The organism is Streptomyces sp. NPDC025793 (assembly GCF_055558375.1).
On sequence record NZ_JBVHMR010000010.1, the window covers coordinates 186,809 to 198,929 of the forward strand.

Sequence of the window (12,121 nt, forward strand, 5' to 3'; positions counted from 1 at the left end):
GACGACGATGACGACACCAGACAACAGCGGCGACGTCCGCCTCTCCGGTATCAGCAAGACGTACGACAACGGCTTCACCGCCGTGCACCCGCTCGACCTGACCGTCCCGCAGGGCTCCTTCTTCGCCCTGCTCGGCGCCTCCGGCTGCGGCAAGACCACCACCCTGCGCATGATCGCCGGCCTGGAGGAGCCCACGACGGGCTCCGTCCGCCTCGGCGACCAGGAAGTGACCCACCTGCCGCCCTACAAGCGGCCGGTGAACACGGTCTTCCAGTCCTACGCCCTCTTCCCGCACCTCGACATCTTCGAGAACGTCGCCTTCGGGCTGCGCCGGCGCGGCATCAAGAGCGTGAAGAAGCAGGTCGAGGACATGCTGGACCTGGTCCAGCTCGGCGAGCAGGCGCGCAAGAAGCCGCACCAGCTCTCCGGCGGCCAGCAGCAGCGCGTCGCCGTCGCCCGCGCCCTGATCAACCACCCCAAGGTGCTCCTGCTCGACGAGCCCCTCGGCGCCCTCGACCTCAAGCTGCGCCGCCAGATGCAGCTGGAGCTCAAGCGCATCCAGACCGAGGTCGGCATCACCTTCGTACACGTCACGCACGACCAGGAGGAGGCCATGACGATGGCCGACACGGTCGCCGTGATGAACGCGGGCCGCGTCGAGCAGCTCGGCTCGCCCACCGACCTGTACGAGAATCCGAACACCACCTTCGTCGCGAACTTCCTCGGCACCTCCAACCTCATCGAGGCCGAGGTCGACACCAAGAACGGCGACGACATCGTCCTCAAGGCGGGCGGCGGCAAGCTCGTCCTGCCGAAGGCGCGATGTTCGGCGCCCACGACGGCCGGCGGCAAGGTGCTGGTCGGCATCCGTCCCGAGAAGATCTCGCTCACGCACGCCGACGACGCGGGCGAGATACCCGAGGGTCGCAACCGCCTCACCGGCACGATCGCCGACGCGAGTTTCATCGGCGTCTCCACGCAGTACGTCATCGACAGCCCGGTCTGCGACGAACTGGCCGTGTACGTCCAGAACGTCGAGCGCGACGGCCGTCTCGTGCCCGGCGCCGACGTCGTCCTGCACTGGAGCCCTGCGCACACGTTCGGCCTCGACGCGGCCCAGGACATCGACGCGGGCACCGAGGAAGAGGCGGCCGCCTGATGTCGACCCTCACCGAAACCGAGGCGCCCCCGCCTCTGTCTCCCACGACCGGGGAGACCAAGCCCCCGCGCAAGCGCGGCCGCTTCACCCCGTACTGGCTGCTGCTGCCCGGCCTGCTGTGGCTGGTCGTCTTCTTCGCGCTGCCGATGGTCTACCAGGCCTCCACCTCCGTGCAGCAGGGCTCGCTGGAGGACGGCTACAAGGTCACCTGGCACTTCGCGACCTACTGGGACGCGTTCGGCCAGTACTGGCCGCAGTTCCTGCGGTCCGTCCTCTACGCGGCCGCCGCGACCGTCGGATGCCTGCTGCTCGGCTACCCGCTGGCCTACCTGATCGCCTTCCGCGCGGGCCGCTGGCGGAACCTGATCATGATCCTGGTGATCGCGCCGTTCTTCACCAGCTTCCTGATCCGCACGCTCGCCTGGAAGACGATCCTCGCCGACAACGGCCCGGTCGTGCACACGCTGAACTCGCTGCACATCCTGGACCTCACCAACTGGCTCGGCTGGACGGCCGGCGACCGGGTGCTGGCCACCCCGCTCGCCGTGGTGTGCGGACTGACGTACAACTTCCTGCCGTTCATGATCCTGCCGCTGTACACCTCGCTGGAGCGGATCGACGGACGGCTGCACGAGGCGGCCGGCGACCTGTACGCCAAGCCGTGGACCACCTTCCGCAAGGTGACCTTCCCGCTGTCGATGCCGGGCGTGGTCTCCGGCACGCTGCTGACCTTCATCCCGGCGGCCGGTGACTACGTCAACTCCGAGCTGCTCGGCTCCACCGACACCCGCATGATCGGCAACGTCATCCAGACGCAGTTCCTGCGCATTCTGGACTACCCGACGGCCGCGGCCCTCTCCTTCATCCTCATGGCCGCCATCCTGGCCATGGTCACGATCTACATCCGCCGGGCCGGGACGGAGGATCTGGTCTAAATGCCCCTCGTCAACTGGCTCAAGCGCCGTCTCGTCGTCATCGCGGGACTGCTGACGCTCGCCTATCTGCTGCTGCCCAACGTCATCGTGACGGTGTTCTCCTTCAACAAGCCGAAGGGGCGCTTCAACTACGAATGGCAGCAGTTCTCGCTGGACGCCTGGAAACAGCCGTGCGGCGTCGCCGACATGTGCGGCTCGCTGTCCATCAGCCTCCAGATCGCCGTGTGGGCGACGATCGGCGCCACGGTCCTCGGCACGATGATCGCGTTCGCGCTGGTCCGCTACCGCTTCCGCGCACGCGGCGCCGTCAACTCGCTGATCTTCCTGCCGATGGCGATGCCCGAGGTCGTCATGGCCGCCTCGCTGCTCACCCTGTTCCTCAACATGGGCGCGCAGCTCGGCTTCTACACCATCCTCATCGCCCACATCATGTTCTGCCTCAGCTTCGTCGTCACCGCGGTCAAGGCGCGCGTGATGTCGATGGACCCGCGCCTGGAGGAGGCCGCCCGGGACCTGTACGCCGGTCCCGCGCAGACCTTCCTGCGGGTCACCCTGCCCATCGCGGCACCCGGAATCGCCGCGGGCGCGCTGCTGTCCTTCGCGCTCTCCTTCGACGATTTCATCATCACCAATTTCAACGCCGGCTCGACCGTCACCTTCCCGATGTTCGTCTGGGGTTCGGCACAGCGCGGAACTCCGGTCCAGATCAACGTGATCGGTACGGCCATGTTCCTCGTCGCCGTCCTCATCACGCTGTTCTCGATGGTCGTCACCAACCGCCGTAACAAGCAAAAGGCATAACCTTTTTCAGGTCCTGCCTTTTCAGGAAAGCCCTCGTAGGGAGTTGAAATCATGGCCCCAAGCGCCATGAGCCGTGGCAAAGACAACTGGATCGCCTCTCTCTCCGAAGCCCAGCCGGTCCCGTACTGGCTGGAAGACCCCGGAAAGCCGCACGCCGAGCCCGCCCTCACCGGCACCGACACCTGCGACCTGCTGGTCGTGGGCGGCGGTTACAGCGGGCTGTGGACCGCGCTCAACGCCAAGGAGCGCGACCCGCAGCGCGATGTGGTGCTCCTGGAAGGCCGCGAGGTGGGCTGGGCCGCCTCCGGCCGCAACGGCGGCTTCTGCGCCGCCTCCCTCACCCACGGCCTGCCCAACGGCCTGACCCGCTGGCCCGACGAGATCGGCAAACTGGAGGAGCTGGGCCGGCGCAACCTCGACGAGATCGAGGCCGCCGTATCCCGGCACGGCATCGACTGCGACTTCGAGCGCACCGGCGAGATCGACGTCGCCACCGAGACCTACCAGGCCTGGGAACTGAAGGACTGGCACCGGGAGTTGACGGAGAAGGGCCTCGCGGACGGCATCGAGTTCCTGGACGCCGACGCCGTGCGCGAGGAGGTGCACTCGCCCACCTTCGAGGCGGGCCTGTGGGACCGCAGGGGCGTGGCCATGCTGCACCCCGCGAAGCTGGCCTGGGGCCTGAAGAAGGCCTGCGTCGAGCTGGGCGTGCGGGTGTACGAGCACACGCCCGCCCTGACCCTGAAGAGCTACGGCGGCGGAATGGCCGTACGCACCCCGTACGGCCAGGTCCGCGCCCGCCGGGTCGCGCTCGGCACGAACATCTTCCCGAGCCTGCTGCGCCGCGTGCGCTCCTACACCGTCCCCGTCTACGACTACGCGCTGATGACCGAGCCGCTGACCGCCGACCAGCTCTCGGAGATCGGCTGGAAGAACCGGCAGGGCCTCGGCGACAGCGCCAACCAGTTCCACTACTTCCGGCTGTCCGCCGACAACCGCATCCTGTGGGGCGGTTACGACGCGGTCCACCACTACGGCGGCCGGGTGCGCGCGGAGTACGACGACCGGCCGGAGACCTACGCCAAGCTCGCCGGCCACTTCTTCACCTGCTTCCCGCAGCTGGAGGGCGTCCGCTTCACCCACGCCTGGGGCGGCGCGATCGACACCTGCTCGCGCTTCTCGGCGTTCTTCGGCACCGCGCACGAGGGGAAGGTGGCGTACGCGGCGGGGTACACCGGGCTCGGCGTCGGCGCCACCCGGTTCGGCGCGGACGTGATGCTGGACCTGCTGGACGGGGCGCGCACCGAGCGGACGGAGCTGGAGATGGTCCGCAAGAAGCCGCTGCCGTTCCCGCCGGAGCCGTTCGCCTGGACCGGCATCGCCCTCACCAAGTGGTCCCTGGCCCGCGCGGACGCGCACGGCGGCCGGCGCAACCTGTGGCTGCGGACGATGGACCGGCTGGGGCTGGGCTTCGACAGCTGACACCTTCTCCTGAAGTGTGACCCATGTCACTTCACCGGGTGCGCGGAACCCGCGTAATGCCGCGAGGCGGCCTCCCTCTCTCCTGCTGACGCGACCGCGTCGACAGGAAGAGCAGGGAGGCCTTCTTGATGACTGGGGCGAAGACGGCCGTCGAATGGCTGGCATCCGTCGCACCGGATCCCGGCGCCTGCCGCCGGGAATGGGAACGCAACCCCCTCGGGGTCGCACTGCTGCCCGCCGGCAAGGCCTGGGACGTACTGATCCTGCCCGGCAACCTCGGCTACCCGACCCTGGACGTGCTCACCCGGGTCCTCGACCGGCCCGGCCCGGTCCTCGCCGACTTCGGCGACGACCGGGTCGGGTTCTTCGTGGCACCGGGCACCGCGGCCCGCTGGGTCGGCACCGGCATCCGCACCGCCGGGCCCGGCACCTGGATCGTCGTACCGCACCCGGGCCGGACGGCCAGGGGAGTGCGCTGGCTGGTGCCGCCGGACGGCTCGGGCACGCTGACCGACCCCGCGCTGCTGGAACTGGCGATGCACGAGGCGGCGGCAGGGCTGGCCAGGGGCGGAGGAGGGGGTGCGGACGGTTAGGGGGTGTCGTTCGGATCAGGCCGGCCGAGGCGAACGGTGCGGATCGGCCGACCCCGCGACGCCGGCATGATCCAAACGACACCCCCTGGGGCTGGGACGCCGGACGTTCCGGCGGGGGTGCCCGGACGCCTTGACAACCAGATTGGTCTGGACCAAGTTGGGTGCGATCCCGGAGCGGGCGCTCCGTTCCTCCAACTCCCCCGACACCGGAGGCCCTTGTGGACCGCGCCAGACCTCCCAGACCCCTTCTCGCGCTGCTCACGGCCGCGGCTCTGGCCGTCCCCGGCGTCACCGCGCTCTCGTCGGCGGCCCGTGCGGCCGACGCGGACGTCCTGACGAACGGCGGCTTCGAGTCCGGCCTCACCGGCTGGACCTGTACGGCCGGTACGACGGTCGACTCGCCCGTGCACAGCGGGAGTTCGGCGCTCCAGGCAACCCCGGCCGGCAGCGACGACGCCCAGTGCACGCAGACGGTGACCGTTCAGCCGAACGCGACGTACACGCTGTCCGGTTACGTCCGCGGCTCCTACGTCTACCTCGGCGCGACCGGCACCGGCACCACCGACGTCTCCACCTGGACCCAGTCCGCCCCCGACTGGCAGCAGCTGAGCACCACCTTCACCACCGGCCCCACGACCACCAAGGTGACCGTCTACACCCACGGCTGGTACGGCACCGGCGCCTACGACGCCGACGACATCTCCCTCGTCGGCCCCGGCGGCAGCGGCACCGGCACCGGACAGCCGCCCGCCGCCCCCGCGGGCCTGACCGCCGGATCCGTCACCGCGTCCTCCGTGGCCCTGTCCTGGTCGGCCGCGACCGGCGCCACGAGCTACACGGTCTACCGCGACGGGGTGAAGTCCCAGACCGTGACCGGCACTTCGGCCACCGTCACGGGGCTCTCGGCGGCAACGGCGTACAGCTTCCAGGTCACGGCGAGCAACGACGCGGGAGAGTCCGCGAAGTCGGCGGTCGTGACGGCGACGACGGGCACGGGCGGCGGTGGCGGCGGCTCGGCGGACCTGCCGACGCACGCCCTCGTCGGCTATCTCCACTCCAGCTTCGCCAACGGCTCCGGCTACACCCGCCTCGCCGACGTCCCCGACAGCTGGGACGTCATCGACCTGGCCTTCGGTGAGCCCACCTCGCCCACCTCCGGGGACGTCCACTTCACCCGCTGCCCGGTGACCGACTGCCCGAACGCCGAGTCCGACGCCGACTTCAGGGCGGCGATCAAGGCCAAGCAGGCGGCCGGCAAGAAGGTGCTGATCTCGATCGGCGGCCAGAACGGCCAGGTCCAGCTGACCACCACGGCCGCCCGCGACGCCTTCGTCTCGTCGGTCTCGAACATCATCGACACCTGGGGCCTGGACGGACTGGACATCGACTTCGAGGGCCACTCGCTGTCCCTGGACACGAACGACACGGACTTCAAGAACCCCACGACACCCGTGATCGTGAACCTGATCTCGGCCCTGAAGACCCTGAAGGCCAAGTACGGCCCGACGTTCGTCCTGACGATGGCCCCCGAGACCTTCTTCGTGCAGAACGGCTACCAGTACTACGGCACGGGCAAGTGGGGCGGCCAGGACCCGCGCTGCGGGGCGTACCTCCCGGTCATCTACGCCCTGCGCGACGACCTCACCCTCCTGCACGTCCAGGACTACAACTCGGGCCCCATCATGGGCCTGGACAACCAGTACCACTCCATGGGCGGCGCCGACTTCCACATCGCCATGACCGACATGCTCCTCACCGGCTTCCCGGTCGCCGGCGACCCGAACAACGTCTTCCCGCCGCTGCGCCCCGACCAGGTGGCGATCGGCATGCCGGCCTCGACCGAGGCGGGCAACGGCTACGTGGCGCCCGCCGAGGTCACGAAGACGCTGGACTGTCTGACGAAGAAGACGAACTGCGGCTCGTACCAGACCCACGGGACCTGGCCCGCGCTGCGCGGTCTGATGACGTGGTCGGTGAACTGGGACCGGTACGCGAACTGGGAGTTCCAGAAGAACTTCGACGCGTACTTCGGCTGATCACCAGGCTGAGGACGGTCAGCAGCACGGTGCCCAGACACCAGCTGGCCACCACGTCCAGCGGCCAGTGGTAGCCGTGCCGGACCAGGCCGTACGACACGCCGAGGACCAAGGCCGCGCAGAGGGCGACCAGGGCGCGGCGGGCGGCCGCGGAACGCAGCCAGGGCAGCAGGAGCAGGGTCGCGGAGCCGTAGGCGACGGCCGCCGTGGCCGTGTGCCCGGAGGGGAAGTAGCCGACGGCCGGGGGCACCACGGGGGTCCCCGGCCGCGCGGTCCAGTCCTTCAGCGGGACGACGACCGCCGGGAGCAGCGCCATGAGGACGGCAGCGACGGCGGGCGGCAGCCACCAGCGCTCCGCACCGGCGCGCCGGCCCCGCCACAGCACGAGGGCGAGGGCGATCACGAGCACCGGCACGGCGACCTGGATGTCGCCGAGGTCGGAGAGGACCTCGGAGAACGTGTCCGGACGGACGAGGGCCCGGCTGACCCGGGCGTCCAGGCGCAGCAGTGGGCCGTGCGCCACGACCTGCCAGGTGAGCAGGGCGAGGAGCACGGCCGGCAGAACCATGAACAGGGCGCGCGGGGCGCGCGGGGTGCGGCGGGCGACGGTCGACACGGCGCCCAGCTTCGCAGACGGGGCGGGCGGCGCGGAGAAGGAGGTCGGCCGCCCCGGAACAGGGGGGGGTCGTTCCGAGGCGGCCGTCCGGATCGGAACGTCGCGCGCCCCGGGGGGTTTGGGGCGGCGACCGTCCGATCGGTGAGGAGATCCCGGAGCCGTCAGGCGCCGGATGTGTGCGCGAGGGCACGACCAGGTCGAAGCTGGGGAGGCCCCGGCCTGAAATCGCCCACAGTCCCCTGTGGGCGGGGTGTATCTCTCATCTGCCTAGAACCTACGGCAGGCGGGCGCGCTTGGGCAGACGGAACGGCGTCCCGTCATCCACCTCGCACACCTTCTTCACACGGCCTGTCGTACGGCACGTCAGCAGTGCGCGCACCGGTGGCTCAGATGCGGCCGAAGGCCTGCTCGATGATGTCGAGGCCCTCGTTCAGCAGGTCCTCGCCGATGACCAGCGGGGGCAGGAAGCGCAGCACGTTGCCGTAGGTGCCGCAGGTCAGCACCAGCAGGCCCTCGGCGTGGCAGGCCTTGGCGAGCGCCGCGGTGGCCTCCGGGTTCGGCTCCTTGGTGGCCCGGTCCTTGACCAGCTCGATCGCGATCATCGCTCCGCGCCCGCGCACGTCGCCGATGACGTCGAACTTCTCGGCCATGGCGGTGAGGCGCCCCTTCATGACCTCCTCGATGCGCTTGGCCCTGCCGTTGAGGTCCAGCTCCTTCATGGTCTCGATGGCACCGAGCGCACCCGCGCAGGCGACGGGGTTGCCGCCGTACGTACCGCCGAGCCCACCGGCGTGCGCGGCGTCCATGATCTCGGCGCGGCCGGTCACGGCGGCGAGCGGAAGCCCGCCCGCGATGCCCTTGGCGGTGGTGATGAGGTCGGGAACGATGCCCTCGTCCTCACACGCGAACCACTGCCCGGTCCGGCAGAAGCCGCTCTGGATCTCGTCGGCGACGAAGACGATGCCGTTGTCGTTGGCGAACTTCACGATCTCCGGCAGGAAGCCCTTGGCCGGCTCGATGAAACCGCCCTCGCCGAGCACGGGCTCGATGATGATCGCGGCGATGTTGTCCGCACCGACCTGCTTGCTCATCTGGTCGATGGCCTGCTTGGCGGCCTCGGGACCGGCGTTCTCCGGCCCGGTCGGCCAGCGGTAGCCGTACGCCACCGGGACCCGGTACACCTCGGGCGCGAACGGCCCGAAGCCGTGCTTGTACGGCATGTTCTTGGCGGTGAGCGCCATCGTCAGGTTGGTGCGCCCGTGGTACCCGTGGTCGAACACCACGACCGCCTGCCGCTTCGTGTACGCCCGCGCGATCTTGACGGCGTTCTCGACGGCCTCGGCGCCCGAGTTGAACAGCGCGGACTTCTTGGCGTGGTCGCCCGGGGTCAGCTCGGCCAGTGCCTCCGCGACCGCCACGTAGCCCTCGTACGGGGTGACCATGAAACAGGTGTGGGTGAAGTCGGCGAGCTGGGCCGAGGCGCGCCGTACGACGGCCTCGGCGGAGGCGCCGACGCTGGTCACGGCGATGCCGGACCCGAAGTCGATGAGGCTGTTGCCGTCGACGTCCTCGATGACGCCGCCGCCGGCGCGGGTGACGAAGACCGGCAGCGTGGAGCCCACGCCCTGCGCGACCGCGGCGGTGCGGCGGGCCTGCAGCTCCTGCGACTTCGGACCGGGGATGGCGGTGACGACGCGGCGCTCCTGCGGAAGTGCGGTCATGAGGGCTCCTGATGATCTTGCGTACGGGCGTGGTGTCCGGTGTCCCGAACGGTCCGGGGCCGTGCGTTTTCGGCCGCTTACATGTCTTTCTTCGCAGGCTAGGGCCGGGAACGGGGGGTGGGCATGCTCCATGTGGGCGTTGTCGGCGCGATTCCTTGTCCGCGTTGGACATAGCCGTTCGCCCGCATTCCACCCGCCCGCCCGGCCCTGTCGGCCCCGTAATCGGTGAACTCCCCCTGCGGGGGCGTTAGATTGGCTCGCTGACGGTGGACGGAACGGCTGGTCAGGGGGCAAGGGCGATGGACAGCGACGGCACACGCGACGCGCGCGGCACGCATGCGCAGCCGGTACCGCGCCCGGCTACGCCGTTGGAGGGAGGGGAGGTGCCGCCCCGGCCGTCCCGGGCGCCCGACGTGCCGCCGCCCCCGACCGCCCAGCCCTCGCACGCCTCCCACGGCGCGCCACTGCGCGCACCCGTCGCCGAGTGGCTCGACCAGCCGCGACCGGCCGTCGAGCCCGGCATCTGGCGTTTCGGCTACCGCCCGCCCAAGGCCGCCCGGCCGGCCCAGCGGCTGGCCCCCGTCACCATCGTCGGCTTCGTCGTGCCCCTGGCGGCCGGGCTGCTGCTGTGGTCGCTGTGGCGGCACGGCAGCCTCCCTTATCAATGGACCGTCCTCAAGCTGCTCACCCCGGACGACTGGTGGTGGGGCGGCACCACGTCGCCCAAGACCTTCAAGGGCGCCGAAGCCCTCACGGTCGCCAACGGCGTGGTCTTCGCGATCCTCGTCTACGCCATGGCACGCCTCGGCAGCTGGGGCGACATCGTCCGGCACGTCGTCGGCCGCCGTGAGCAGCCCGCCCGCGCCCTGCTCGCCGCCGTGGGCGCGCTGATCGCGCTGGCCTTCGTCTTCCCGGCCTGGTTCGGCCTCGGCTGGGACCCCCTTCCCGTCCAGGATCCGCTGTTCTCGCTCCTCGTCCTGATCACCGGCGACTACAGCGTGTTCGCGTCGCAGTGGCTCACGGACGGGCTGTACACGCTCATCACCGTGCTGGTGCTGTGGCCGTTCGCCCGGATCGGCGGCTGGCGGTCCCTCGCGCGGGAGAAGCTCGCCGCGCGCGGGCGGGCGAAGGCGGGCCGGACCGTACAGACGGCCGTCGACCGGCGGCCGTCGCAGTGGCCCGAGCTGCGCGAGGCCGGTCAGCACCAGGCAGCGGACCTGCTCGCCGCCGAGGTGGACGCCGGCCGGATGAACGACGTGGACTGCGCGCGGGTCGGCCACATGTGGACCGTGGCCCGCGCCCGGGCCCGGGTCTCGTCCTTCTCCGACACGGTCCTGCGCGAGGGCGGCGCCGCCTGGACCCACCCGTCGGGCCACCGTGACCTGCCCGGCCGCACCGGCCGGCACGATCTGCTGGTCGGACAGGTGCGCATCGGGCGGTGGGCCGAGGGAGAGCGCACGCCTCGCGGATACGGCGGCGCGGGCGTCGCGCTCGCGCCGGACACCCTCGGCACCTCGCTGCTGGCCGTCGGACCCTCCGGTGCGGGCAAGACCCGTCATCTGATCCAGCCCGTCGTCGAGTCGCTCGGCCTGCAGGCGCTCACCGGACAGTGCGCCGTCGTCGCCGTCTGCGCGGCGGGCACCCCGCTCGGCCCCGACTCCGCCCACGATGTCGTCGTACGCCTCGGCGACCCCGCGTCCGTCCACGACCTCGACCCGTACGCCGAGTCCGAGGATCCCGACGAGGCGGCCGCCTTCCTGGCCGAGGGGCTCGTCGGTGATCTGGACACGGTGAGCGGGCAGCGGGCGGTCACCGCGCTCGCCCAGCTCCTCGGCCCCTACCGGGCGGCCCACGGCCGCTTTCCGGCCCTGCCGCTGCTGCGCGAGCTGCTGGAAGGGGAGCCGTCGGCCCTGGCGGCGCTGCGCGCGGCGCTCGCCGGCGACGAGCACGCCGCGATGCGCCGCGAACTCGAGGCGCGTGCCCGGCAGTCGGGCAGCGCCGGCGACCCCGGCCCGGTCCTGGCCGACCGGCTCGCCGTGCTGGACCGCCCGGCGTTCGCCGAGTTCTTCGGCGCGGACGGCGCCGGTACCCGGCCGTTCTCGCTGCGCGCCGTCGCCCACCATCCGCTGCGGGTCCGCATCGACCTGCCCGAGCGCGGACACGAAGAGGCGGCTCGGATCGTCACCCGGCTGGTGCTCGCCCAGTTCGGCGCCGTCGCGATGGCCGGCGAGCGCACCCACTTCGCCTGCCTCGTCCTGGACGACGCCACCGGCGCGGTGACGACCGAGTCCCTGCGTCGCATCCCGCGGCTGCGCTCGCGCAACGCGGGCGTCGTGCTCGCCCTGCGCACCGTCGGCGATGTCCCCGAGGCGCTGCACGGACCGCTGTACGCGGCCGTCGGCTGCCGGATGGCGTTCTCCGGGGTGGCCACGTGGGACGGCGGCAGGTTCGCGGACGCCTGGGGCACCGAGTGGGTGGAGACCCGGGACGTGGCCCAGCACACCGTCTTCGCGAACCAGCCCATGACCCGCGCGATCCACGCCCTGCGCAAGCTGATCACCGGCAAGGCGGTGACGACCGAGGCCGTGACCGTCCGCCAGGTCGAGCGGGAGCGGTGGTCGGCCTCGGAGTTGGCGCACGGGGTGCCCGCGGGGCATGCCGTGTTGTCGTTGACCAGTGTGCGGGGGGAGCACGCACCGCCGCTGCTCGTGGATCTGCGGGGGTGAGGGGGCGGCGCGGGCTCGTACGGTGAGGCAGAATCGGGGTGGGCCGTTCATA

Annotated in this window: 8 protein-coding genes and 1 pseudogene; 7 read left to right on the forward strand and 2 right to left on the reverse strand. The window is 71.0% G+C overall.

What is annotated here, in order from left to right; genetic code table 11:
• The first annotated feature begins 7 nt into the window (after positions 1 to 7).
• From ACZ4MF_RS21075 to ACZ4MF_RS21100, 6 genes are all read left to right on the forward strand, one after another.
• Positions 8 to 1,159 (forward strand): ABC transporter ATP-binding protein, encoded by a 1,152-nt coding sequence (locus tag ACZ4MF_RS21075; protein ID WP_467493463.1) that lies wholly within the window; start codon positions 8 to 10, stop codon positions 1,157 to 1,159.
• Positions 1,159 to 2,094: an ABC transporter permease gene (locus tag ACZ4MF_RS21080; protein WP_467493464.1), complete on the forward strand. Its 936-nt coding sequence runs from the start codon at positions 1,159 to 1,161 to the stop codon at positions 2,092 to 2,094. The genes ACZ4MF_RS21075 and ACZ4MF_RS21080 overlap by 1 nt, the downstream gene beginning before the upstream one ends.
• Positions 2,095 to 2,895 carry an ABC transporter permease gene (locus tag ACZ4MF_RS21085; protein ID WP_467493465.1) on the forward strand — a complete coding sequence of 267 codons (801 nt, stop codon included), beginning with the start codon at positions 2,095 to 2,097 and terminating at the stop codon, positions 2,893 to 2,895. It begins immediately after the preceding gene.
• Between the two features lie 51 nt (positions 2,896 to 2,946).
• Positions 2,947 to 4,377, forward strand: a complete 1,431-nt coding sequence (locus ACZ4MF_RS21090; protein WP_467493466.1) for an NAD(P)/FAD-dependent oxidoreductase — start codon at positions 2,947 to 2,949, stop codon at positions 4,375 to 4,377.
• Positions 4,378 to 4,505: 128 nt separating this feature from the next.
• Positions 4,506 to 4,970, forward strand: coding sequence for a hypothetical protein (locus tag ACZ4MF_RS21095; RefSeq protein WP_467493467.1), 465 nt, complete (start codon positions 4,506 to 4,508; stop codon positions 4,968 to 4,970).
• A 218-nt stretch (positions 4,971 to 5,188) separates the two neighbouring features.
• A complete protein-coding gene (locus ACZ4MF_RS21100; RefSeq protein WP_467493468.1) occupies positions 5,189 to 7,006 on the forward strand; it encodes a chitinase in 1,818 nt (605 codons plus the stop codon).
• A gap of 49 nt (positions 7,007 to 7,055) precedes the next feature.
• Here ACZ4MF_RS21100 and ACZ4MF_RS21105 read toward each other — a convergent pair.
• Positions 7,056 to 7,574 (reverse strand): annotated as a pseudogene (locus ACZ4MF_RS21105) (phosphatase PAP2 family protein); the annotation flags it as partial.
• Positions 7,575 to 8,008: 434 nt separating this feature from the next.
• Positions 8,009 to 9,343: a 4-aminobutyrate--2-oxoglutarate transaminase gene (gene gabT / locus ACZ4MF_RS21110; RefSeq protein ID WP_362821944.1), complete on the reverse strand. Its 1,335-nt coding sequence runs from the start codon at positions 9,341 to 9,343 to the stop codon at positions 8,009 to 8,011.
• A gap of 299 nt (positions 9,344 to 9,642) precedes the next feature.
• Here gabT and ACZ4MF_RS21115 point away from each other — a divergent pair, with 299 nt between their 5' ends.
• Positions 9,643 to 12,069 carry a type IV secretory system conjugative DNA transfer family protein gene (locus ACZ4MF_RS21115; protein WP_467493469.1) on the forward strand — a complete coding sequence of 809 codons (2,427 nt, stop codon included), beginning with the start codon at positions 9,643 to 9,645 and terminating at the stop codon, positions 12,067 to 12,069.
• Positions 12,070 to 12,121 lie beyond the last annotated feature (52 nt).

Bases quoted from the DNA above. Each gene is read 5' to 3' on its own strand.
- ACZ4MF_RS21080 (WP_467493464.1), top strand. From the start codon at position 1,159: ATGTCGACCCTCACCGAAACCGAGGCGCCCCCGCCTCTGTCTCCCACG.
- gabT (WP_362821944.1), bottom strand. From the start codon at position 9,343: ATGACCGCACTTCCGCAGGAGCGCCGCGTCGTCACCGCCATCCCCGGT.
- ACZ4MF_RS21090 (WP_467493466.1), top strand. From the start codon at position 2,947: ATGGCCCCAAGCGCCATGAGCCGTGGCAAAGACAACTGGATCGCCTCT.
- ACZ4MF_RS21075 (WP_467493463.1), top strand. From the start codon at position 8: ATGACGACACCAGACAACAGCGGCGACGTCCGCCTCTCCGGTATCAGC.
- ACZ4MF_RS21115 (WP_467493469.1), top strand. From the start codon at position 9,643: ATGGACAGCGACGGCACACGCGACGCGCGCGGCACGCATGCGCAGCCG.
- ACZ4MF_RS21095 (WP_467493467.1), top strand. From the start codon at position 4,506: ATGACTGGGGCGAAGACGGCCGTCGAATGGCTGGCATCCGTCGCACCG.
- ACZ4MF_RS21085 (WP_467493465.1), top strand. From the start codon at position 2,095: ATGCCCCTCGTCAACTGGCTCAAGCGCCGTCTCGTCGTCATCGCGGGA.